At 64.9% G+C, this 22,819-nt stretch carries 25 protein-coding genes; 15 read left to right on the top strand and 10 right to left on the bottom strand.

Translation table 11 applies throughout. The features are described from left to right. Positions 1-227 precede the first annotated feature (227 nt). A complete protein-coding gene (locus AC1RR3_RS12325) occupies positions 228-1,211 on the bottom strand; it encodes an aldo/keto reductase (protein WP_492822761.1) in 984 nt (327 codons plus the stop codon). A 101-nt stretch (positions 1,212-1,312) separates the two neighbouring features. Between AC1RR3_RS12325 and AC1RR3_RS12320 the strand changes: the two genes are divergently transcribed. After that, positions 1,313-2,206, top strand: a complete 894-nt coding sequence (locus AC1RR3_RS12320; protein ID WP_492822759.1) for a LysR family transcriptional regulator — start codon at positions 1,313-1,315, stop codon at positions 2,204-2,206. Positions 2,207-2,209: 3 nt separating this feature from the next. Here the strand turns inward: AC1RR3_RS12320 and AC1RR3_RS12315 are convergent, their stop codons facing one another. Then, positions 2,210-3,283: an RgsD C-terminal domain-containing protein gene (locus AC1RR3_RS12315; RefSeq protein WP_492822757.1), complete on the bottom strand. Its 1,074-nt coding sequence runs from the start codon at positions 3,281-3,283 to the stop codon at positions 2,210-2,212. Positions 3,284-3,530: 247 nt separating this feature from the next. On the opposite strand from AC1RR3_RS12315, the gene AC1RR3_RS12310 reads away from it, so the two are divergent. After that, positions 3,531-4,562 (top strand): patatin-like phospholipase family protein, encoded by a 1,032-nt coding sequence (locus AC1RR3_RS12310; protein ID WP_492822755.1) that lies wholly within the window; start codon positions 3,531-3,533, stop codon positions 4,560-4,562. A 6-nt stretch (positions 4,563-4,568) separates the two neighbouring features. Here AC1RR3_RS12310 and AC1RR3_RS12305 read toward each other — a convergent pair whose 3' ends face one another. Both AC1RR3_RS12305 and AC1RR3_RS12300 read right to left on the bottom strand, forming a co-directional pair. Continuing rightward, positions 4,569-4,997 (bottom strand): CBS domain-containing protein, encoded by a 429-nt coding sequence (locus tag AC1RR3_RS12305; RefSeq protein ID WP_492822753.1) that lies wholly within the window; start codon positions 4,995-4,997, stop codon positions 4,569-4,571. 188 nt (positions 4,998-5,185) lie between these two features. Beyond that, positions 5,186-6,010: a rhomboid family intramembrane serine protease gene (locus AC1RR3_RS12300; RefSeq protein ID WP_492822751.1), complete on the bottom strand. Its 825-nt coding sequence runs from the start codon at positions 6,008-6,010 to the stop codon at positions 5,186-5,188. A 453-nt stretch (positions 6,011-6,463) separates the two neighbouring features. Between AC1RR3_RS12300 and AC1RR3_RS12295 the strand changes: the two genes are divergently transcribed. Together AC1RR3_RS12295 and AC1RR3_RS12290 are read left to right on the top strand one after the other, a co-directional pair. Continuing rightward, positions 6,464-7,018, top strand: a complete 555-nt coding sequence (locus AC1RR3_RS12295) for a PAS domain-containing protein (protein WP_492822749.1) — start codon at positions 6,464-6,466, stop codon at positions 7,016-7,018. A 63-nt stretch (positions 7,019-7,081) separates the two neighbouring features. Next, a complete protein-coding gene (locus tag AC1RR3_RS12290; protein ID WP_492822747.1) occupies positions 7,082-7,510 on the top strand; it encodes a cupin domain-containing protein in 429 nt (142 codons plus the stop codon). Positions 7,511-7,637: 127 nt separating this feature from the next. Here AC1RR3_RS12290 and AC1RR3_RS12285 read toward each other — a convergent pair whose 3' ends face one another. Continuing rightward, positions 7,638-8,027, bottom strand: a complete 390-nt coding sequence (locus tag AC1RR3_RS12285; protein ID WP_492822745.1) for a COG4315 family predicted lipoprotein — start codon at positions 8,025-8,027, stop codon at positions 7,638-7,640. A gap of 138 nt (positions 8,028-8,165) precedes the next feature. Here AC1RR3_RS12285 and AC1RR3_RS12280 point away from each other — a divergent pair, with 138 nt between their 5' ends. Next, positions 8,166-8,672, top strand: coding sequence for a GNAT family N-acetyltransferase (locus AC1RR3_RS12280; RefSeq protein ID WP_492822743.1), 507 nt, complete (start codon positions 8,166-8,168; stop codon positions 8,670-8,672). A gap of 126 nt (positions 8,673-8,798) precedes the next feature. After that, positions 8,799-9,095, top strand: coding sequence for a hypothetical protein (locus AC1RR3_RS12275; RefSeq protein ID WP_492822741.1), 297 nt, complete (start codon positions 8,799-8,801; stop codon positions 9,093-9,095). Positions 9,096-9,172: 77 nt separating this feature from the next. Here AC1RR3_RS12275 and AC1RR3_RS12270 read toward each other — a convergent pair whose 3' ends face one another. Next, the gene (locus AC1RR3_RS12270) at positions 9,173-11,167 is read right to left on the bottom strand and encodes a DEAD/DEAH box helicase (protein ID WP_492823153.1); all 1,995 of its coding nucleotides are present in this window, start codon (positions 11,165-11,167) and stop codon (positions 9,173-9,175) included. Between the two features lie 113 nt (positions 11,168-11,280). On the opposite strand from AC1RR3_RS12270, the gene AC1RR3_RS12265 reads away from it, so the two are divergent. The 3 genes from AC1RR3_RS12265 (at position 11,281) to AC1RR3_RS12255 (ending at position 12,422) form a co-directional block, all read left to right on the top strand. Then, a complete protein-coding gene (locus AC1RR3_RS12265) occupies positions 11,281-11,460 on the top strand; it encodes a hypothetical protein (RefSeq protein WP_492822739.1) in 180 nt (59 codons plus the stop codon). A 34-nt stretch (positions 11,461-11,494) separates the two neighbouring features. Then, positions 11,495-11,995, top strand: coding sequence for a hypothetical protein (locus tag AC1RR3_RS12260; RefSeq protein WP_492822737.1), 501 nt, complete (start codon positions 11,495-11,497; stop codon positions 11,993-11,995). A 73-nt stretch (positions 11,996-12,068) separates the two neighbouring features. Beyond that, positions 12,069-12,422: a cupin domain-containing protein gene (locus tag AC1RR3_RS12255; protein WP_492822735.1), complete on the top strand. Its 354-nt coding sequence runs from the start codon at positions 12,069-12,071 to the stop codon at positions 12,420-12,422. A 1-nt stretch (position 12,423) separates the two neighbouring features. Here the strand turns inward: AC1RR3_RS12255 and AC1RR3_RS12250 are convergent, their stop codons facing one another. The 3 genes from AC1RR3_RS12250 to AC1RR3_RS12240 all read right to left on the bottom strand — a co-directional run bounded on the left by AC1RR3_RS12250 (position 12,424) and on the right by AC1RR3_RS12240 (position 14,597). Further along, positions 12,424-12,858: a VOC family protein gene (locus AC1RR3_RS12250; RefSeq protein WP_492822733.1), complete on the bottom strand. Its 435-nt coding sequence runs from the start codon at positions 12,856-12,858 to the stop codon at positions 12,424-12,426. A 101-nt stretch (positions 12,859-12,959) separates the two neighbouring features. Next, the gene (locus tag AC1RR3_RS12245; protein ID WP_492822731.1) at positions 12,960-13,442 is read right to left on the bottom strand and encodes a DUF5680 domain-containing protein; all 483 of its coding nucleotides are present in this window, start codon (positions 13,440-13,442) and stop codon (positions 12,960-12,962) included. A gap of 3 nt (positions 13,443-13,445) precedes the next feature. Beyond that, positions 13,446-14,597 carry a zinc-binding dehydrogenase gene (locus AC1RR3_RS12240; RefSeq protein ID WP_492822729.1) on the bottom strand — a complete coding sequence of 384 codons (1,152 nt, stop codon included), beginning with the start codon at positions 14,595-14,597 and terminating at the stop codon, positions 13,446-13,448. A gap of 168 nt (positions 14,598-14,765) precedes the next feature. On the opposite strand from AC1RR3_RS12240, the gene AC1RR3_RS12235 reads away from it, so the two are divergent. The 6 genes from AC1RR3_RS12235 (at position 14,766) to AC1RR3_RS12210 (ending at position 20,518) form a co-directional block, all read left to right on the top strand. Continuing rightward, the gene (locus AC1RR3_RS12235; RefSeq protein ID WP_492822727.1) at positions 14,766-15,704 is read left to right on the top strand and encodes an acyl-CoA desaturase; all 939 of its coding nucleotides are present in this window, start codon (positions 14,766-14,768) and stop codon (positions 15,702-15,704) included. Then, a complete protein-coding gene (locus tag AC1RR3_RS12230) occupies positions 15,694-16,173 on the top strand; it encodes a GNAT family N-acetyltransferase (protein ID WP_492822725.1) in 480 nt (159 codons plus the stop codon). Before AC1RR3_RS12235 ends, AC1RR3_RS12230 begins: the two co-directional genes overlap by 11 nt. Positions 16,174-16,414: 241 nt before the next feature. Next, positions 16,415-17,662 (top strand): MFS transporter, encoded by a 1,248-nt coding sequence (locus tag AC1RR3_RS12225; RefSeq protein WP_492822723.1) that lies wholly within the window; start codon positions 16,415-16,417, stop codon positions 17,660-17,662. Positions 17,663-17,714: 52 nt separating this feature from the next. Continuing rightward, positions 17,715-18,881, top strand: a complete 1,167-nt coding sequence (locus AC1RR3_RS12220) for an MFS transporter (protein ID WP_492822721.1) — start codon at positions 17,715-17,717, stop codon at positions 18,879-18,881. 68 nt (positions 18,882-18,949) lie between these two features. Continuing rightward, positions 18,950-19,561, top strand: a complete 612-nt coding sequence (locus tag AC1RR3_RS12215) for a PilZ domain-containing protein (protein ID WP_008140941.1) — start codon at positions 18,950-18,952, stop codon at positions 19,559-19,561. Between the two features lie 330 nt (positions 19,562-19,891). Next, positions 19,892-20,518, top strand: a complete 627-nt coding sequence (locus AC1RR3_RS12210) for a transglutaminase-like cysteine peptidase (RefSeq protein WP_492822718.1) — start codon at positions 19,892-19,894, stop codon at positions 20,516-20,518. A 136-nt stretch (positions 20,519-20,654) separates the two neighbouring features. On the opposite strand, the gene AC1RR3_RS12205 is transcribed toward AC1RR3_RS12210, so the two are convergent. Next, entirely contained in the window at positions 20,655-22,397 is a 1,743-nt protein-coding gene (locus tag AC1RR3_RS12205; RefSeq protein WP_492822716.1) for a CYTH and CHAD domain-containing protein, read from the bottom strand. Positions 22,398-22,819: the final 422 nt, after the last annotated feature.

Raw genomic sequence — 22,819 nt, 5'->3', positions numbered from 1 at the left:
GCCCGACATATAACCCAGCAGGATGGAAAGAGAATAAAATTGATTATCGGAAATACGTATCTTCCACCGGCCGTGACAAAGTCGCGGCGCGTCCGGAATAAGCTGATGCTCCCGGTGTTCGTCGGCCTTGCGAAGCAGCTTGATAGCGCTGACAAGGCTATGCAAATCGGAACACAACACGACAACGCCCGGTAAGCGAACGCTCACCGGGCGTCTGATGACAGTCTCTAGCGGCCGACTCGCGCCTGGAGATGAGCGGGATAGCGATCACCTTGCACCGCGACCTTGGCCAGCACCTCTGCAATGGCCGAAAGATCGGCTTGGGACAACGTTACCACCGCCGCGCCGAGATTTTCCTCGAGCCGGTGCAGCTTGGTGGTGCCGGGAATCGGCACGATCCACGGCTTCTGCGCCAGCAGCCAGGCCAATGCGATCTGCGCCGGCGTCACTTTTTTCGCGGCAGCGATCTCCCCGAGCAGCTCGACCAGTGTCTGATTGGATTTGCGTGCGCTGGATGAGAAGCGCGGTACGATGTTGCGGAAGTCGTTTGCATCGAACGTGGTGCTCTCGGTGATCGCGCCGGTCAGAAAGCCCTTGCCAAGCGGACTGAACGGAACGAAGCCGATGCCGAGCTCTTCCAGCGTCGGCAGGATCTCCTGCTCCGGCTCGCGCCACCACAGCGAATACTCGCTCTGCAACGCGGCAACGGGCTGTACCGCATGAGCGCGGCGGATGGTTGGCGCGCTCGCCTCCGACATGCCGAAATGCAGCACCTTGCCCGCGCGGATCAGATCCTTCACCGCACCCGCGGTGTCCTCGACCGGCACGTCGGGATCGACGCGGTGCTGGTAGAACAGATCGATGCGGTCGGTCTTCAGCCGCTTCAAGGCGGCCTCCGCCACCGCCTTGACGTTGGCGGGCGTGCTGTCGAGACCGGCTTCGACCTTGCCGCCCTTGAAACCGAACTTGGTGGCGATCACGACCTTGTCGCGGAATGGCTGGAGCGCCTCCCCCAACAGCTCCTCGTTGGCGAACGGACCGTAGGCCTCGGCGGTGTCGAAGAAGGTCACGCCACGTTCGAACGCGGTCCTGATCAGCGCGACCGCCTGCGACGTCTCGGTCGCCGGCCCATAACCGTAGCTCAATCCCATACAGCCGAGGCCGAGGGCCGAGACCTCCAGACCGCTCTTGCCCAATTTTCGCATCTGCATCGCAGCTCTCCTTCAAAATCACGTCGGCTGCGAACTTAAGCCGCATGCCGGTCTGCGATTAGGTGATAAAAGCGGCATGTACTCATGATCCGGATTCATGAATGGCCCGCACCAACGTCAACGACCTGCTCGCCTTCCTCGCGGTCGCGCGCGAGCGCAGTTTCACCCGCGCCGCCGCCCAGCTCGGGGTCTCGCAGTCGGCGCTCAGCCACACGGTGCGCGGCCTGGAGGAACGGCTGGGCTTGAGGCTGCTCACCCGCACCACCCGCAGCGTCGCGCCGACGGAGGCCGGCGAGCGGCTGCTGCGCAATATCGGGCCGCGCTTTGCGGAGATCGACGCGGAGCTGTCGGCGCTGACCGCGCTGCGCGAGACGCCGGCCGGCATCGTCCGCATCACCGCCGGCGAACATTCGGCGCAGACCATCCTGTGGCCGGCGCTCGCCAAGCTGCTGCCGCGCTACCCGGATATCAAGGTCGAGCTCGTCGTCGACTATGGCCTGACCGACATCGTCGCGGAGCGCTACGACGCCGGCGTACGCCTCGGCGAGCAGGTCGCCAAGGACATGATCGCGGTGCGGATCGGGCCGGAGATGCGCATGGCGGTCGTGGGCTCACCCGGCTATTTCGCCGCACGGGGCAAGCCAAAGCAGCCGCAGGATCTCACCGAGCACAATTGCATCAACCTGCGCCTGCCGACCTATGGCGGCATCTATGCGTGGGAGTTCGAGAAGCGCGGGCGCGCCATGAGGGTGCGCGTCGACGGCCAGCTGGTGTTCAACACCGGCCTGCTCAGGATGAATGCGGTGCTGGCGGGGATGGGCCTTGCCTACGTCCCGGAGGACATCGTGAAGCGCGAGATCGGCGACGGCCGGCTGATCCGCGTGCTCGCCGACTGGTGCGCGCCGTTCGCGGGCTATCACCTCTACTACCCGAGCCGGCGGCAGCCGACGCCGGCGTTTGCGGTGCTGGTGGAGGCGCTGAGGTATCGGAAGTAGGAATCAGCGCGCGACGACTTCGACTTCGCCGTCGACACCGTTCACGACATTGAAGCCGCGCTCGTAGACCTTGCCCTCGTTCTTGGCGATGGCGCGGTATTCGCCTTCGGAGAGCACCACGCGCGGGAAGGCGCCGATCGATTCCTTGATGACGTCGCCGCCGGGGGTCAGCACCGACCAGGCGGTGTTGGCGAGCGCCTCGCCGCCCTTGTCGCTGACGAGCTTGAGGGTGATCACGGCGGCGCGGTGGGTGATGGTGACGTCGGTGAGCTTGCCGGCCTGGACGCGGATGTCCGAGCGCACCACCGAATTGGCGTCGCCATAGTTGGAGATGATGTAGTAGGTGCCTTCCGGAATCAGCACGACGTCGCCGGCGGCGACGTTCGGCACCAGCGAGGCGCGCTCGCCGGCTTCGAACTGGCTACCCTTGTAGATCGCGAACGAGATCTGGTTCTGCGGGATGCGGCTGGTGCCGACGCGGCCCTCGATGCGCAGGCCGCCTGCCGGCAGCACGAAGGATTCGCGGTCGGTCTCGGCCTTCAGGCTGACGGTGCGCACCGCGCTGACGAGACCGAAGGCGACGTGCACGACGTAATTGCCGGGCGGCAGCACGATATTGGGCGTGGCGCTGCGGTCTTCGCGGATCAGCTTGAAGGTGCCGTTCTCGTCGGGACGGTCGGCGAACACGCGCCAGACCAGGCCGCTGGTGATCGGCGGCGTGTCCTTGCCGTATTTCGCGGTCAGCGACAGCACGCCCTGGCCGGGCACGGCCGCGTTGAGCGGCGGAGCCGACGGCACCGTCGTGACCGCAGGCGGCGGCATGCTGGGCGTCGCCGGCTGCATCAGGGTCGGCGGCAGGCTCGGTGGTCCGGCGCCTGGGCCGGAGGGAGGTGCGAGGCTGACGGCGCCGCCGGGGTCGGGCACCGAGGCGGGCGGGACCGGCGGCGGACGATCGGAGAAAAGCTGCGCCTGCGCAGCACTTTGGCCTGAGGTAACCAGGCACGCAGCGAGGATCAGCGCCGGCAGCAGCCTGCCGCTGCGCCGCCATCCGATGATGCCGTCACCCCCGCGTGTCATGTCTCCTGCTTTTCACCGAAAACGCGGCAAATTCAAGCCTCTGATATCCCAGGAAATACGGCCCCACGGTTCTATGGAACCCGGATGACGCCTGCGTGATTAGACTGGAGGCAACCGCCCCTCGTCATACTCCTGCCCAGCGCCCTTTCCAAAGCGGCATAAACCATGCTTCGCCCCTGATATGGCGAAGTGCAAGTGCGGTGCCTAGTCTGGTGGTGTGGGCTGGCCCCGGCGTAGGAGAGTTTTGGTGCTGGACATCTTGAAGGGCCGCGGTGCGAACGGCTCCAATGGCGAGAAGGTCGGCCTCGGCGCGACCCGCCGGCCGGTCATCGGCCTCGCACTCGGCGGCGGCGCGGCGCGCGGCTTTGCCCATATCGGAATCCTGAGAACGCTGATCGCCAACGGCATCGTGCCCGACGTCGTGGTCGGCACCTCGATCGGCGCCGTGGTCGGCGGCCTCCATGCGGCCGGCCGGCTCGACACGCTGGAAGACTGGGGACGCAGCCTGCAAGGCATGCGCAACATCCTCGGCTATCTCGACATCCGCCTCAACGGCTCGGGTCTGCTCGGCGGCGAGAAGCTCGCCACCCGGCTCGAGGAGGCGATCGGGCAGATCCTGATCGAGGACCTGCCGATCAAGTTCGCGAGCGTGGCCACCGAGGTCCGCACCGGCCACGAGATCTGGCTGACGCGCGGCCGCGTGGTCGACGCGATGCGCGCCTCCTATGCCCTGCCCGGCATCTTCGCGCCGATCCTGATCGGCGACCGCTGGCTGGTCGACGGCGCGCTGGTGAATCCGGTGCCGGTCTCGGCCGCCCGCGCGCTCGGCGCCGAAATCGTCATTGCCGCAAATCTTTCCAGCGACATCTTCACCCATTCCACGACGATCTATTCGCACGGCGCGATGCCCGCGCCGGTCGAGACTGTGCCCGAGGAGACCACGACCGCCAAGCGGCGCTTCCCGCGGCTGTTCTCGGCAGAGAAGACCATGAAGCGCGAGTTCTTCGGCAGCGTGGGACGCCCCGGCATCTCCTCGGTGATGGTCGATGCCTTCAACATCATGCAGGACCGCATCACCCGTGCCCGCCTCGCCGGCGATCCGCCGGATCTCCTGATCTCGCCGCGGGTCGGCCATTTCGGCTGGTTCGACTTCCACCGTTCCGAGGATCTGATCGCGCACGGCGCGCGCGCCGCCGAGCGCGCGCTGGAATCGATCCAGGAGGCGATCCACGTGCTGGCGCCGCCGCCCGAGGGCGCGGCGCCCAAAGCCAGCGAGTGATGCCGGTCAGGCCGTCTTGATGTAGTCGCGCAGGGCTTCCTGCTCGGACTCGTATTCCTGGACGCGGCGCTTGACGATGTCGCCGATCGAGATCAGCCCGACCACCTTGCCGTTGTCGGTCACGGGCAGATGGCGGAACTTGCCTGTCGTCATCATCTCCATGAGCTCGGCGACCGTGTCGGTCTCCTTGCAGGTGACGACCTTGCGGGTCATGACCTCGCTCACCGGCTCCTCCAACGCCGCGGCGCCGCGCGCGCCGATCACGCGCACAATGTCGCGCTCGGACAGGATGCCTTCGAGCCGGCTCTGGTTCATCACCAGCACCGCGCCGATCTTCTTCTCACCGAGCAGCTTGACCGCGACGGCCAGCTTGGCGTCGGGCTCGACGCTCATGATCTGGTGGCCCTTGGTGTTGAGAATGGAACGTACCGTCATTGTCGCCTCCCTGAATCGGAGCCGTCCGCCTTTTGGCAGTCCGGACTTGTTCTTCGAGTCTTCAACTAACAGTTTAGGCGCCGGTTTCACGCTCAGGCGCTTTGCGAAGCATCGCCGCTAGCGGCTTGCAGCTTCGACATTCTTCTCGGGAATGATGGATGAATTCGGGCCCCGCCGCAAGCGCCGCTTCAAATACGGTCTGAAACGTCCTGTGATGACGCATCCGCAGCATCGCTTCGCACACGCGGCACGGGATCGAACAGCGCGAACAGCAACAGGCCGGCGACGAAGCCACCGATATGGGCCTGCCAGGCGACGCTGGTGGTCTCGGCATCGATCCCGATCGCGCCGACGCCGAAGATGATGTTGACGCCGAACCACACCGCGAGGAAGCCGACCACCCGCCCGTCGCGCAGCGCGCGCGACAGCGGCAGCGCTGGAACCCTTGCGGCGGTATCGGCGTCCGATCGGCTGAACGACAGGAAGCTGCCGCGGACAAAGGCAAAGCGGATCGCGGCTGCCATCGCACCCGACACCGAGGCCGAGGCGCCGATCATCGGCGCCACCGCATGCTCGTGGGTGACAAGATGGGCAAGCGCGCCGGCCGCCGCCGTCACCGCGAGGAACACGAAGAACCTGAGCGTACCAAAACGCCGCGCCAGCGCGCTGCCGAACGGCAGCAGCCACAGCACGTTGAAGCCGAGATGGGTCAGATTGGCGTGCAGCAGCGAATAGGTGACGAAGGTCCAGACCTTGGCGCCGGCGCCGCCGGGGATCTCCAGATTGAGCAGCGAGGAATCGTAGCGCTTCGGGATGAAGCCGAAGACGTCGATGGTCCAGTTCTCCAGCTCCGGCGGCAGCAGCACCCGCAGATGGATCACCGCGAGCAGGATGATATAGGCGGTCAGCGCCACGGGCAGCGTCAGGATCGGCTCGCGCGGAGCCTCCTCGGTGACGGCCGGCAGGTCCGGTTGGGGACCTTGCGGCGACGAATCTTGCGGCGGGGAATCCAAGGCAGCTTCGCTTTCAGGCGCGATCGGCGCGACAGGCTTGGAGATAGTCGCCTTTACGGGCCTTGCGCAAGTGCACAAAAGGAAAAGGCAGAGCCCTGGGAAAGCCCTGCCTGTCCGTGTCGGTCTTCCGGTGCCGAGAGGAGTAAGGAGTATCCCCACCCCTCCCCGCGGCCCGTGACCAAACTGTTTGACGCCTGTGTACAGGCCCCGCCGAGAACCTGGAGAAAAGCGGCGAGGCTTGCGACCGCGGTCACCATAGCAGGGCTGCCGGACACGCAAAGCGCATAGTTAATTTAACGTTAACGACGCAAAGCCAGCCTTAAGGGTGCCGAAAACGCCCTCGCGGCATGGACGCTGCAAAGCCCCTCCTGCACAACAACACAGGGATCGCGGGTGCACTGAAGCGGGACAGGTTTGTCCCGCGAGATGCGCCCGGGGGTAAAGCGTTCAGTCATGAAACATCCGTCGAGCCGCGCGTTCTTCGAATATTGGGACAAGAAGCGCGGCACTGCGCGGGCCCCTGACAGGGCCGAGATCGATCCGGCCGCGGTCCGCGAGCTGCTCGGCGACATCTTCGTGCTGGCCAGCGAGCCCAACCTCGGCTTCCCGTTCCGCGTCGCCGGCACCCGCGTCTGCGCGCTGGCGGGGTGTGATCTCAAGGACCAGAGCTTTGCGGCGCTGTTCACTGAAGCCAGCCGCAGCGAGATCGAGGAGATCACGACAATCGTCGCGGACGAGACGCTGGGTGCGATCGCCGGCATCACCGCCGCGCGCGAGGACGGCAGCAAGGCGCATCTCGAACTGCTGCTGCTGCCCTTCAATGCCCGCCCGCATACGCCGGTGAGCGTCACGGGCGTGCTGGCGCCGTTCAACGACGAATGCGGCGCGCTTGGCCCGTTTACCCTCACCTCCTGGCGCTATCTGCACCAGCCCGAGAAACTGCTGCCGCGCGCGATCCGCAAATTGCAGATCGCACGCGGGCTGATGGTGTATGAGGGGCTGCGGTAGCTTTCGTTTCGATGTGAGCGAGCGCCGCATCGCGACGCCCCTCTCACCTGGAATGAACCAACCATGCCCGACGTCATCAGTTTCGGCGCACTTGAGCTCCGCTTCCTGCACAGCAAGGACGACACCGGCGGCAGCGTCGATATCTTCGAAATGACGCAGCAGCCGAATGCGCGGATGCCGATCCCGCACTATCACGACCGCTGGGACGAAACGATCTACGGGCTATCAGGCGTCTCGACCTGGACGATCGACGGTGCGCAGACCGATCTTGGCCCCGGTGACTCCGTCTTCATCAAGCGCGGCATCGTGCACGGCTTTACCAATCGCTCGACGAGGCCGGCGACATGCCTGTGCATCCTGAGCCCGGGGGTGCTGGGCCCGCAATATTTCTCGGAAATGGCTGCGCTGCTGTCGACAGGCGCACCGCCCGATCCCGTGAAGATGAAGGAAACGATGCTGCGCTACGGACTGGTGCCGGCGCCGGCTGCGTGAGCCAGGCTCGCCGCTCGAGGGAACTGCGGGGCACCTTTACTGCCCCGCCAGGAACCGCATCGCGGCGAAGGGCCCCCGCTCTGCAGCGCATCACTGCGTGCTGCGCTGCGTCCGGGGCACGCGAGTCTTAAGGCATCGCCAGATGCCACGCACCGTTCAGAAAACCGTCGCCGGTGACGTCGCCGGGCTTGGTGTCCTTGGCGAACGTATAGAGCGGCTTGCCCTTGTAGGCCCACTGCTTGGAGCCGTCGTCGCGCGTGATGATGGTATAACCGTCGCCGGCGGCATCGCTGGCCTCGGCCTTCAGCACCGGCCAGTTCGTCGCACACGGTCCGTTGCAGGCCGACTTGCCGTCCGCATCCTTGTCGAAGGTGTAGAGGCTCATGCCCTTGGCGTCGGTGAGCACATTGCCCTTGTCGGTCTTGCCGGTCTTGGTCGGCGGCGCGGCGAAGGCAGCGGGAATGATGGCGAGCGACACGGCGAGCGTGAGCGCGAGGCGGATCGGGGATGTCGTCATGGTCTCTCCTGTCATGCAATTGGCTTGCATGAGTAGGACGCCGCACGAGGCGCCGTATTCCTCGGGCAGCGGCGACGATATTTTTCGCTGCACGCGTCGACGCGGCGGAATAAACTGGACTGCGTGAGACGGACCGATATGACCAAGCCGCACTGGCGCCCCGCGCGCGTTTCCGACCTGCCGGCGATCAGCGCGATCGCGGCGCACATTCATCCGGATCTTCCGGAACGTCCCGACGTATTCGCTGAAAAGATGCGGCTCTATCCCGAAGGCTGCCGCGTGCTCCTCACGGACGATGAGATCGTTGGCTACGGCCTCGCACACCCCTGGGCGCTGCACCGGATTCCGCCACTCGATGGTTTCCTCGAACGACTCCCCGGCCATGCCGACTGCATCTACGTGCACGACGTTGCCGTGCTGCCCGATTTTCGCGGCGGCGTTGCGCGCGACTATGTTGCCGACATCGAGGCGCTGGCACGCGCATCACACGTCACGACCCTCGCACTCGTCTCGGTCTACGCTACGCGGCCGTTGTGGCAGCGGCTCGGCTTTCGGCCCGTCGCGGCGGATGCGAAACTGCGCGCCAAGCTCGTATCCTACGGCGCGAATGCGACCTACATGCTGCGCGATCTCGCTGCGACGTAACGTCCCTCCCCTCGCAGCCCGGCTCACGCGAGCGTGAAGCGCCCCCTCGAACCTGACACAGCGAGCCCCCGTCGAAGGTCTGTGCGAGCCGTTCCGGTCTCGCCAAATCGAGGCTGGAGAATTTCCATGAAACTTACATTGTCGAAACTTGCTTTGATTGCATTCGCTGCGACGACCGCGGTCAGCGCCACCAGCGCCAACGCCGGGCAGGTCCGGACCTATGGCTGCGACACCGCTTTCTTCGAAGGCTGCATGGGCTTCATCGAAGCCACGCAGCAGGGCGGACGCCGGGTCGTTCGCACTGACCACGACATCTCGCCGATCTACATGAGGCAGACCGACCCGCGCTACAATACGTCGCTGCGTGATGCCGGCGGTGGTGGTGGTGGTGGCGGCGGAGGCGGCGGTGGTGGTGGCCGCTGAACTCACACCTGACGTTCTATACGATGCCGCCGCTACAATCCGGCGGCATCGTTGCTGTCTGCGCGGTCAGGCGCAGTTCAGCCGCGATGCTTCTTCTTCGCCTTCTTCTTTCCCGGCGCGCTCTTCACGGCCCATGGCGTGACTGACGGCTCGGCGTGGCCCGGCTTGTTCTTGTGCTTCTTTTTCGGTCCGAACGAAGGAGCGTCGTCGAATTTCGGCCCGCGCTCGCCGAAATCCTTGCCGCGCGGCTTGAATCCCGCATCGCGCGGGCGATCGTCGCGACGTTCACGATGATCGCTCTCGCTGCTCTCGCGCCGCGGCGGCTTTGACCGCTCTTCCAAAGGCGCATGCCGTTGCGGCGCATCCGTCATCGCCTCGAGGCGGATATTGTCTTCCTTGTCCGGACGCTTGATCTTGGCCGCGAAGGATTCCGCGACCCGCTCGGAAATCTCGAACTCGGTCGTCGTGTCCATGATCTTGATGGCACCGATGTCGCCCTTGTCGATGCCGCCGCGACGGCAGATCATCGGCAGCAGCCAGCGCGCTTCCGCATTCTTTTTTCGTCCGATGTTGGCGCGGAACCAGACGCTGCCATCGGCCATGCCGTGCTTCGACGACGATTTTCCCGATTTGGGCCGGGGCCGTTCAGGGCGATCTTCTCCGCCCCTGTCGTGGAATTTGTCTTGGAATTTATCGTGGAATTTGTCCTGGAATTTATCCTGGAATTTGTCGCGACCGCGATCATCGCGCGGCCGGCTGGTTCGCTCGCCGGGATCGATGATGTCTTCGGGCGACGGCAGTCGCGCGCGATAAAGCCGCGCCAGCGCCGCGGCGATGTCCTCGGCCGACCGCTCGGCAAGCAATGCCTGCGCCAACGCAAGATCGTCCGGTGTCGTCTCCTCGGTGAACAGCACGTCCTTCATGCGCGCGTGGTCGAGCTTGCGGATTTCGTCGGCCTGCGGCGCCGTGCCCCAGTTTGCGTCGACGCCCGCGAGATTGAGCAGCAGCTCGGCGCGCCGCCGTCGTGCCGGCACCACCAGCAGGACACTTGTCCCCTTGCGGCCCGCGCGCCCGGTGCGACCCGAGCGATGCTGCATGACTTCGGCGTCGTTGGGCAGGTCGGCATGGATGACGAGATCGAGGCTCGGCAGGTCGATGCCGCGCGCGGCAACGTCGGTCGCGACGCAAACGCGGGCGCGTCCGTCCCGGAGCGACTGGAGCGCTGTGGTGCGCTCGTTCTGCGTCAATTCGCCTGACAACGCGACCACGGAGAAACCGCGCTCCAGCAGCGCCGCCTGCAGATGCCTGACGTTATCGCGCGTGCTGCAAAACACCAGCGCGCTCGGCGCCTCGTAGAAGCGGAGCACGTTGACGACCGCATGTTCGACATCGCCGGGGGCGACCCGGATGGCGCGGTATTCAATGTCGGCGTGACCGCCCTCATCGCCGGCGACCTCGATCCGGAACGCCTGCTGCTGGTATTGCTTGGCCAGCGCCACGATGCCGCGCGGAAACGTCGCCGAGAACAGCAGCGTCCGGCGCGTCTCCGGCGTGGTCTTGAGGATGAATTCCATGTCCTCGCGAAAGCCGAGATTGAGCATCTCATCGGCCTCGTCGAGCACAACGACCTTCAATTCCGAGATGTCGAGACGGTTGCGCCGCAAATGATCGCACAATCGGCCGGGCGTGCCGACGACGATGTGAGCGCCGGCTGCAAGCTCGCGCTGCTCGCGCCGTGGATCCATGCCGCCGACACAGGAGACGACGCGCCCGTTCGCATGCTCATACAGCCAGGCAAGTTCGCGCTGAACCTGCAACGCGAGCTCGCGGGTCGGCGCCACGATCAGGGCGAGCGGTGCGCCTGCGCGTTCAAATCGCTCGGCGTCACCCAGCAGATCCTTGAACAGGTCCTTGGCCATGGCCAGCCCGTAGGCCAGGGTCTTGCCGGAGCCGGTCTGGGCCGAAACCAGGAGGTCGCGGTCGGCGGCCTCGTCGGCGAGCACGGCGAGCTGAACGGGGGTCGGACGGTCGTAGTTGCGCTCGGCCAAAGCTCGGGCGAGCGGCGGACTCATGGTCGGGAAGGACACGGGATAAACCTTGGTTGGTCCAGGCGCGGAACGTCGAGCCGCGCGACCTGAAGCTGCGTAGGCGGCAAATAGTCCGGCCGCACGCGTGGTGATTTGATTTGGACGCTCTTTACGCCATGCGCGGGCAAATCACCATGCCTATGACGCATGGCTTTGGCGACATCGAGAATAAGCTTACCGGCCGCTCAACCCACTACATCCAGCGTTTTCTGGCCGTTTTGCTGCATATAGCGAAATTTTGCACCCAAGCGGCAGATTTTCGCGGCGACCTCGCTTAAAATATGCGCGATCGGAGGTGCCGGAAATGCGCGCATGACCTCTTTCGTCAAACGCACCTGCGGCGATTGCACGCTCTGCTGCAAGGTAATGGCCATCGAGGCCTTGGCCAAGCCGGCCGGCAGCTGGTGCCGGCATTGCAAACCCGGCCGCGGCTGCAGGGTCTACGCCGAGCGGCCAGCCGAATGCGAGGACTTCGCCTGCCTGGGGCTCGCAAGCGATCTCCTCGACGAGCGCTGGAAGCCGAGCCGGTCAAAGCTGGTCCTGACGACGTCCGAAGACGGCATCGAGGTCCGATGCGACCCGGGCTCTCCCAATGCCTGGCGCAAGCAGCCCTACGCCGACGAGATCCGTACGTGGGCCGTGGAAGGTGAGCACAACGACATGACGGTGCTGGTGATCGTCGGCCAGCGCATGATCCTTGTCACGCCGGAGCGAGAGTTCGATCTCGGTGTCGTCGGGCCGGACGAGCGGATTGTGCGGGAGCTGGAGGGCACCAGGGTGGTGGGCGCGACGGTGGTGAAGGAGAGCCACTGACCGGATGCACGCCTTGTCACGTCGGCCATTCGATCCCAAATCGTGCTCACGAGAAACCAGAACGAGAGGACATATGGCCGACGCAATATCCCTTGCCGACAAGTTCGCGAGCTTTCAAGACTTCTGGTCTCCGCGCACGATCACGACCTTCAACGATTGCGACGTGATGGTGGTGAAGGTGAAGGGCGAGTTCACCTGGCATAGGCATGACGACACCGACGATTTCTTTCTGGTCCTGAAGGGCCATCTGGATATCGAATTGCGGGACCGCACCGTAACGCTCGGTCCGGGCGAACTCTACGTCGTACCCAAGGGAGTCGAGCATCGCCCGGTGGCGCGCGAAGAGGTTCACCTCATGCTCATCGAGCCGACCGGCACACCGAACACGGGCGACAAGGCCACTGCAGCAGCGCGCAAGCTCGCCTAGATCAGATCTCCGCGTAGACCTCCAATAGATTGCCATCGGGGTCGCGGAAAAACAGCGTCCGATGGCCAAACGACTGGTTCGTCGGCGGCGAGAGTAGCGCCACGCCCTGCCGCACGAGTTCGTCGGCGCACTGGTCGACTTCGGCCGCTGATACCTTGAAGGCCAGTTGCAGCGAGGCCGTGCCGGGCGGAATCGGCGCGTCAGTCGCGGTGCGGCCTGGCCTCGCCAGGGCCAGCGTATTGGGACCCATGCCGTACTCGATCCAGTTCGGCGAAAGCTCGCGCAACAGGGATAAGGCGAGCACGTCCTCGTAGAAGCGGCGCATCGCGGGCATGTCGCGCACGAAGATGACAGTGTAGTCGATCGCGCGGATGGCGCGGAAGGGGGAGCGCCGGCTTGGTTCGGATGTCTGTTCGTCTGTCGTCTCGTCGTTCATTCCAAACTCCGCCTCGTGGCCCGTATGGAGCGAAGCGGAATACGGGGAGCCTCGGGCGAGAATCCCGGATTACGCTTCGCTCCATCCGGGCTACGGATCATTTATCGCAACAATCCGCCACTATAGCGCAGCTCATACAGCGCTGTGCCATCATGCCGCGCGATCGTCTCGACACCATGGAAACGGTCGAGCGCGCCTTCGACCTCGTTGCGGTAGACCATGCCCGCCTGCTCGAACCGGCCCGGTCCCCGGTAAGGTTCCTCGACGCACACACCCAGCAGCGCCTGGCGCAGGAATTTGTAGATCGCGAGGAAAGTGTCCCGGTCCGTGATCTCCGCGCGGGCGCCGCCGCTGTAGCTCATCGACCAGATGACGCGGCCGTCCCGCGACACGGTCTCCTGACCAACGAAAAATCCCATCCCGAAATAGATATCGCGATAGGCATAAGGCGGCGCGCGATGCTCGAGCTGTTTCGAGCCGGCGAGCAGCGGCGCGGCCACGGTGGCGTCGTCGTCGAGGCCGGCGTAAGTGCGCCGTTTGGCTTCGACCAGGAACGCTGAGAGATCGTGCGGGATCGACACCATCGGCTAGTCCACCAGCTCCGGCCACGGCACGATGGTCGACTTCACCGTCTTCATCGCCATCGCATCCCTCACCGCCTGCGCGACGCCCGCTTCCGTGAACGGATAGATCGTCTGCATCTTCAGCCAGGGGTATTTGCCCGCCGTGCGGTAGAGCATGTCGACGCCGAGCGGCAGATCGTTGCCGGTGAAGCCCCAGGATCCCAGCACGTTGAGGTCCTTGGTGCAGATGCGGTGCCAGGAGGTGTCGATCGAGCCGGCGTCGGTGAACTGGCCCATCTCGACATAGGTGCCGCCATCACGCAGCATCTCGATGCCTTCGGGGCCGGCTGAGGGGTGACCCGAGCAATCCATCACCAGATCGGCGCCGAAGCCGCCAACGATCTCGCGCACGCGCGCGATGCGCTCTTGCGGCGATGTCAGCTCCTCGATGCTGACCGTCGCCTCCGCGCCGAACTCGCGCGCGAGCTTAAGCCGCGGCTCCTCCGGCGCACCGACGCAGATGACGCGCCCTGCCCCCATCTCCCTTGCGGCCGCAACCGCCAAAATGCCGATCGGGCCCGAGCCCTGGATCACCACCGTATCGCCCCAGGAAAAACCGCCGGCGCGGCTGGCACGGTTGAAAGCACGGATGCAGGAGGTCAGCGGCTCCGACAGCGCGCCGAGGCGCAGCGACATGTCGTCCGGCAGCTTGTAGATCTTGGTGCCCGGCAGCATGTCGAGATCGACATAGACATATTCGGCCCAGCCGCCCCACATGTGCGGCGCCTTGTCGAAGCCGAGATAGCGGCCGTAATAGACCGGCGTCAGGCACTTGTTGGCTACTTGCGGATAATGGATGCAGTAATAACAGCGGCCGCACGGCATCAGCGGCGGGATCATCACCTTTGATCCGACCTTCAGCGGCTTGCTCATGAAGTCTTCGGTGAATTCGTCACCGCATTCGACGATGACACCGCCGAGCTCGTGACCGAGCGTGAACGGCCAGGGCAGCGGCTTCGGCCAATGGCCCTTGAGGATATGCAGATCGGTGCCGCAGACGCCGCAGGCGCCGACCTTGATCAACGCGGCCTTACGGCCGACCTTCGGCCACGGCACGGTTTTGATGACGGGCTCGCTCCCCGGCCCTGCGTGGGTGCAGACGCGGATCTGTTCCATGGACGTGTCCTCGATGCCCGTCTGTTATGATTGATGGTGCGGGCTGAGATCAGCCTATGTCAGCCGTGCGACGTTGCAAATACCAACGCGCCCGTTGACACGCCGCAGTTGTATCCGCAGGCTGGCGCGCTAGCACCACCTGCTTCGGAACTCTGCCGGGATCAGACCATGGATTTGCGACCGGGCTCGGAACGAATCGTCGTCGCGCCTGACACCGATCCGCTGGACGGCACCGTGCAATGGGCACCGGCGAAATCGCTGTGGCTGGCAGGCATGACGGCAGCCGCCATCGCGCTCGGACCCATCAGCTTCTCCTGGTCGGCGTTCGCGCTCTTCATCGTCACCAGCGCCATCACGCTTTGTTGCGGACATTCCGTCGGCATGCATCGCAAGCTGATCCATGCCAGCTTCGACTGCCCGCTCTGGCTCGAACATCTCCTGGTTTATCTCGGCACGCTTGTCGGCATGGCCGGCCCCTATGGCATGATCCGCCTGCATGATTTCCGCGACTGGGCGCAGCGCCAGCCCGCTTGCCACGACTATTCCTGCCATCGCGCCGGCTTCTGGCGCGATGCTTGGTGGCAATTGCATTGCCACCTGGTGTTGCGCCATCCACCCGGCTTCAAGCTCGAGCCGCGGCTCGCCAATGACCGGCTCTACGCCTTCGTCGAGCGCACATGGATGTTACAGCAATTGCCGTGGGCCGTGCTCTTCCTCGCAATCGGCGGTGTGGACTGGCTGGTCTGGGGCATCTGTGTGCGCGTCAGTGTCTGCGTGACCGGGCACTGGCTGGTCGGCCACTTCTCCCACACCAGAGGCGATCAGGTCTGGGTCGTCGATGGTGTCGCCGCCCAGGGCTACAATGTCCGCCTCGCGGCGCTGATCAGCATGGGCGAGAACTGGCACAACAACCATCATGCCTATCCCGGCTCGGCGAAGATGGGACTGTTGCCGGGACAAGTCGATCCCGGCTGGTGGCTGATCCGGTCGCTTGAAACTGTCGGTCTCGCCGGAAACGTCAGGACGCCGCACAATCTGCCGGATCGGCCCGGTCTGCGGCGGCTGACAAGCGCGAAGCTGCGGGAGAACACAGCCGATGCTGCGTGACTATCAGCCAGCGGATGCGGAAGCGATCGTGCGCGTCGCACTCGCCGCGTTCGCGCAATTCGAGCAGGACTATTCCGACTGGCCGCTGTTCACCGCCAATGTTGCGAAGATGCCCGAACTTGCCAAATCCGGCGAGATTATCGTCGCCGAAGATGGCGGCGAGATCGTCGGCGCTGTCGCCTATGTCGGTCCGCAAGCGCCGAAGCCGGCTTTCTTCGAGCCGGCCTGGCCCGTCATCCGCATGCTGGTGGTCGATCCCTTGGCGCGTGGCAAAGGCATCGGCCGGCAATTGACCGAGGAATGCCTGCGCCGCGCCGAGCGCGACCAGTCGGGCGTCATTGCCCTGCACACGACGCCGATCATGACAGTCGCGCTGCCGATGTATCTGCGGATGGGGTTTGTCCGGGTTCGCGAGGCGCCGGATATTTTGGGCGTGCCGTATGCGGTATATGTAAAGGCGCTAGGTTAGAAGCGCGTTCGTAGCCCGCCACAACCACCGCCGTCATCCCCGCGCAACCGCGAAGCGGTTGTCGCTGGAGGTGCTCCCTTGCGATGCGTCAGCGTCGCAAGGGGAGCCTCGAAGGACGGGCCACAGGCGCCCGCGGCCCATCCTTCGAGGCGCGCAAGAGCGCGCACCTCGAGCACACCCAAGTGTCTTGAGCGGTCGGCGGCGAACGTGTAAGGCCGCAATAGTCCCGCCCAGGTGCCCCTTGAACCCTCTCCCCCAAAATCCTGTCGCCGCTTCCGGCTCGTTCGCGGCGATGAAGTCCGTGCCGTACCGGCTGCAGTTCACCGCCTACGTGCTGGCGATGATGGCCGACAATATCGAGCATGTGATCAGCTATTGGGTGGTGTTCCAGAAATTCCATTCGCCGACGCTGGGAGGCTTTGCCGTGCTGTCGCACTGGCTGCCGTTCCTGCTGTTCTCGGTCGCGGTGGGCGGGCTCGCCGACCGGTTCGATCCGCGCCGCATCATCCAGTGCGGCATGCTGCTGTTCATCGTGGCCTCGGCCGGTTGGGGCTTCTTCTTCATCACCGACACGATCCAGATGTGGCACGCGATGCTGCTGCTGGTGATCCATGGCTGCGCCGGTGTGCTCTGGCAGACGCCGAACCAGCTGCTGCTCTACGATCTCGTCGGCCCGGCAGATCTTCCGAGCGCGGTGCGGCTGAACGCGATGGCGCGCTATCTCGGCATTCTGGTCGGGCCTGCGGTCGGCGGAATCATCATGCTGACGCTCGGCACCTCGCACGGCATCATCTTCAACACGCTGTTCTACCTGCCGATGTTGCTGTGGCTGTTCTGGGCGCCGGTGCGCGACAACAGCGTCGCGGTGCGGCGCTTCGCCGTGCGCGGCCTCGCCGACATCATGCTGACCATCCGGGCCATCGGCACGCAGCCGGTCCTGACCGCGATGACGTGGCTTGCCGGCCTCACCTCCTTCATGATCGGCAATGCCTATCACGCCCAGATGCCGGGCTTTGCCGGCGATCTCGGCCATGGTGATCCCGGCGTCTCCTACAGCGTGCTGCTGGCGGCCGATGCCGGCGGCGCGCTGCTCGCGGGCATCGCGCTGGAATCCTGGGGACGCCTGAAGGGGACGCCGCGCACCGCGATCTGGCTTGCGATGCTCTGGAGCGTGGCGCTGCTCGGCTTCGCCGCGGTGCGGATCTATCCGGTCGCGATCGTGCTGCTGTTCTTCGCGGGATTCTTCGAGCTGTCGTTCAACACCATGGCGCAGGCGCTGGTGCAACTGAACGCGCCGCACGACATCCGCGGCCGGGTCGTCGGCCTCTACAATATGGCCGGGCTCGGCATGCGGGCCTTCAGCGGCATCACGGTCGGGGTGGCCGGCGCGGCAATCGGCATTCACTGGTCGCTCGGGCTTTCGGCCGCCGTGCTGCTGGCGTTGTTGTGTCTTCTCTATCAGCGCGCGACGAGGAAGGCGGCCGGTTGACTCCGGCCTCTCCCCACCGCACGCTCGGCACAGGGCTTGGGGAGATGAGGCGTTGCGCAATCGCTGGGGCATACTTGCGATCCTGTTCGTCGCTCGCCTCACCATCGCGTTCCAGTTCCAGAGCGTGGCTGCGGTGGCGCCACTGCTGCAACAGCGCTTTGGCGTCGGGCTCGCCGATATCGGCATTCTGATCGGACTCTACTTCACACCGGGCGTGGTGCTGGCGCTGCCGGGCGGCGCCATCGGCCGAACCCTCGGCGACAAGCCCACGACCATCGCGGCGCTGCTGCTGATGACGGCGGGCAGCCTCGTCATGGCCACCACCGACGTCTGGGGCTGGCAGATGGCGGGCCGCCTCACCTCCGGCGCCGGCGGCGTGCTGCTGACGGTGCAGCTCACCAAGATGGGCACCGACTGGTTCGCGGGTAAGGAGATCGCAACCGCGATGGCGATCTTCGTCAATTCCTGGCCGGCGGGTATTGCGGTCTCGCTGCTGGTGCTGCCGGCGATCGGCACCGCCTATGGCGCAGGCGCCGTGTTTCTCGCAGCCGCCGCACTGACCGCGATCGGCATTGGATTGATCACGCTCTACCAGCCGCCGCCGGGCGCAACAGTCAGCGCGGCCGGCTCAGGCCGGCTCGATCCCCTCGCGCTGCTGGCGGTGATCGTCGCCGGCCTGATCTGGGGCCTCTATAATGTCGGCTTCGCCATGATCTTCTCGTTCGGCCCCTCGCTGCTGGCCGAACGGGGCTGGAGCATCGCCGCCGCAGGCTCGGCGATCAGCGTCGTGATGTGGCTGTCGGTGATCTCGGTGCCGACAGGCGGCTATCTCGCTGACCGCTTCAAGCGGCCCTTTATCTTGGCGATCGCGGCCAGCCTCGCGATGGCCGCCCTGCTCGCCTGGCTGAGCCGTTCGGATGCGGTGATCACGATCCTGGTCCTGATCGGCCTGGTCGGCGGCCATCCGGCCGGCCCGATCATGAGCCTCGCCGCCCGCGTGCTTGCCCCCGAGACGCGGGCGATCGGGATGGGCGTGTTCTACACACTCTTCTATGCCGCGATGATGCTGGGACCGGCGGTGGCGGGCCGGCTCGCCAAGTCGGCCGGGACCGCCGCGGTCGCGCTCGACCTCGGTGCGCTGACAGTGCTGGCCTGCCCGCCCTTGATGTGGCTTTTCGAGCGAATTGTGTCTGTCCGTCATCGACACGCCCAATCCTAACGCGGCATTAACCCTATGCGCCTTAGGGTCGTCCGGACTCCGCCCGGGCGGGGGGTCGGGTAGTGAAAATGGCGTTGGCGAACAAAAAATTTCTTCCGGCCGCCGAGGAACGTCGGCGTTTCCAGCGGGTCAAGGTGCACCTGCTCGGCCGCTATATGCTGCCGGACCGCCGGGAATTCCCCTGCCAGGTGATCAACATGTCGCCGGGTGGCCTCGCTTTGCTCGCCCCTGGGATCGGCAATGTCGGCGACCGCGTGGTCGCCTATCTCGACCATATCGGCCGCGTCGAGGGCAAGATCACCCGCATCATCGACAATGGCTTCGCCATGACGATCGGCGCAACGCCCCGGAAGCGCGACAAGCTCGCGGCACAGCTGACCTGGCTCGCCAACCGCGACATCCTCAATCTGCCGGAAGACCGTCGCCACGACCGTATCGTGCCGCGCAACCCGATCGCGGTGCTGACGCTCGAGGACGGCACCAAGATGACCTGCCGCATCATCGACCTCTCGCTGTCGGGCGCCGCCATTGCCGCCGAGAACCGCCCGCCGCTGAAATCGACGGTTCTGCTCGGCCGCGTCCAGGGCCGCGTGGTCCGAAACCTCGAAGACGGTTTCGCGCTGGAGTTCGTTCACGCGCAGCCGATCGAGACACTCGAAGAGAGCGTTACCGCGCGGTAAAGCCATAGCGCGCGAAAACCACCGTATTTCCAGCCCAGAAGGCGGCCTCCGCGAGGCGGACGCCGCCTTTTTCGTGCCCGATAGCGGCCGTGCGCGGGTTAACGCGTGACCTTCGCGCGCGTGGAAGCATCAGTTCCGCCAGCGTTTCCGCGTTAATCGATAAAATTTGAATCAATTGCAGTATTCTCAAATTTTAGTCGAATTCGATTCAAGTATAGATCGAATTCGCCGCGCATTTTACTTGCATTCGTCTCGACTTGACTTGGTCGACTTAGCGGCAACTCAAAAGCTCCGTGCGAAATGTGGTCCCAACAAGAAACGGGGGCCGCAATGTTGGACTTCAGGGGACAGGGGAAGGGTTTGGCGCTCGCTGCCATGCTCTTCGGGATCAGCGCGACGGTGCAGGCCGGTGAGAACCGTCTGCTCTACGCAAGCCTCGGCGACACCACGCGCGCGCCGATCGGCTGGGTCGAGTTCTGTGCGGATAACGCCGCTCAGTGCCAGGGCGCACCGACGCAGCCGCGCGACATCGTGATGTCACAGGTTGCATGGCGCGACCTCGTCAAGGTCAATCGCTGGGTCAACGAGACCGTCAAGCCTTTGACCGACCAGGAGCACTGGGGCGTGATCGAGAAGTGGTCGCTGCCATCAGACGGCTACGGCGACTGTGAAGACTACGTGCTGTTGAAGCGCAAGATGCTGATGGATGCCGGTTGGCCTCGCGAGGCCCTGCTCATCACCGTCGTGCGCGACAAGAAGGGCGAAGGGCACGCGGTGCTGACGGTGAAGACCGACAAGGGCGAGTTCGTTCTCGACAATCAGAACGAGAACGTCGTTGCCTGGACGGAGACCGGCTACCGCTTCGTCAAGCGCCAGTCACAGAGCGATCCCAACGTCTGGGTCTCGCTCGGCGATACCAAGCCGGCGGTCTCCACCGCCAGCGCAAGAGATCAGTAGTTCGATCAGGAACGAGACAACAGGTTACGCGACCCGGTCACATCCCCACCCCTCCCCGTCCCAGACCGGTTCGCGCGCGGCCAGCCATCCCCCAATGGCTGGCCGCAACTTTTTTAGGGATGTGCGATCAGCCCTGTTACGACCACGGTACCCGCGCGGCGGTGAAATCGCGCCATGTGCCCTGCAGAGCCGGCTGCACGCCGACCGATGCACGCGCCTGCCAGCCGGCGATCGCGGCCGCGGCAATGGCGCTGTCGGGCTCGGCACCGAGCCCGTCGAGCAATGATGCGGTGACCGCCATGTCGTTGAAGGCGCCAAGCTCCTCCTGCAAGGCGGCGAGCCGGCGCGAGAACTTCTTCGCGGATTTGCGATCCGCGAACAGCGGCAGCAGGAACTCGCCGAGATAGCGCAGCCGCTTGGTCGCGAGCCGCACCCGGTGCAGATCTTCGGCAGGAAGCGACTTGAAGCGCCGGCCGCGCTTGAGCACCTTGGCATATTGTTCCGACAAGATGCGCTGCGCGAAATTGACGGCAGGCTCAGAGAGCTGGCCGAGATCTTCGGCCGCGACATCGTTGCGCCAGCCCCGCGTCTCGATCCAGCTACCGAGACTGATCAGGAATACGGCACAGCGACGATCGTCGAGAGCATGATGCGCCTTGCGATAGGCGTCGGACTGACGCTCTGCCGCAGCCCGGCCCAGCGCACCGAAGCCGGCAACCGACGGACAGGCCTTTGCGATCGTCGGCAGGGTCTCGAGCTGGAACACATCCCAGTCGCGCGCGGCGGAGAGGTCTTGCGCCAGCCATCTGGCTTCCGACCGCAGCGCATCGAGATTGCTGAGCGCACCGACCGATCGCATCAGGTCGAGCGCAGAACGAAGCCGGCGCAGCGAGACGCGCAGCTGATGGACGCCTTCCGGGTTGCGCCCGTCCTCGGCCGCCGGCAGCGACTGAAGCAGATGAAGCAAGCAGGAGCGCAAGATCGTCGCGAAGCCCTCGTCGAGCGTGACTGACGGATCGAGGCGAAGTTTTCGCGGGCGGTGCGCCGCCGGCGGCTTGCCCGCGGCAAGGTCGAAGCCGCGCGCCGACTTGGTGCGGATCGACGGCTTCACCGCGCCATGCTCCGCAAGCCGCAGCGCGATCTCGTAGATCGTGCTGGCGCTTCCGCTCTTCAATTCGAGTTCGATCTCGCTCACCTGAAACGAACAGTCGCCGGCGATCAGTTCGCCCTGGTCGAAGGCGATCTCGACCGTGCCGGTCGGCAGGTCGATCATCCGCGCGTGACGATGGATGTCGGCGGTGAAGACGGCTTCGAGCGGATGCGCTTCGAGGTGGGTGCGAAGCTTCTCCGGAATGAAGGGCATCGCCAGAGCGAGATCAGGCACGAGCGAGGGCACGCTTGCCTCCCACTCGCCCCGGCGCAGCGGATCATCCGCCGCGTCCGTCTTCACGGTCTGCACAAAGCGCGCGCCGCTCTGGCGAACGCGCAGGCTCAAGCCATTGCGCCGAAGCGTCCGCTCGGGCGTATCGTAGTAGACGGACCTGAGATGTTTGCGCGAACCCTTGTTGCGCGCGTTGGCGGCGATGACGGGCGCGGCGTTGAAATCCGCCATGCAATCGGCATCGACGAGAAGCTTGAGCTCGATTTCGCCCGCAGCGCGCGCAGCGGCGCTCGCGTGGGTTGGTTCCGGTGCAGGCGCCGTGTCATGCGATGGCCCCTGATCCGCGACACCGCTCTCGAAGACCGTCGGTTCCAGGCCGAATTCGCGCGGCCTGAGGAAACCGCCGGCGACTTGCGTCCTCTTGTTGTCTTTCGAGACAGGATTCCCGTCCGGCGCGCCCACAGTTTTGCGAGCCGGCGTAGCGTCTGATTTCAGCATTTCCGGTGACATGACAATTCGATGACAGAGCGCCAGCATATAGCCGGTCAGGCTCGCAAGGAATAGTCACGTTACGTCGCAGCGCGTCATGGTCCACATGCACCTGCCGCACGCCAGACATCGATTTGGACTGTCATAATTCGTACGGCGCTGCGAATTAAATTGCGGCGGCGCATAGCAAGTGATCGAATTGCCATCGAATCTCGCGTTGATCGAAACCGATGTGAACGCCTCAACGAGCTTGACTCATGCTAGCCGAGAAATTCTTTCTGGTTTTGGAGACGCTTAGAAGTCACGCGTCGGATGACAGGCCCGAGATTGTGACAAGCTCCGCGCCACCTCGCGCAACGCCGGACATCGAGCCCGGCTCGCGGCGAAAAAAGCCGGTTCCCGTTGAGCGGGACTAGAAGACGTCCAATGTC

Source organism: Bradyrhizobium sp. GW821-FHT13H05, from assembly GCF_058804065.1.
This window is presented reverse-complemented; position numbering and strand designations above follow the sequence as displayed.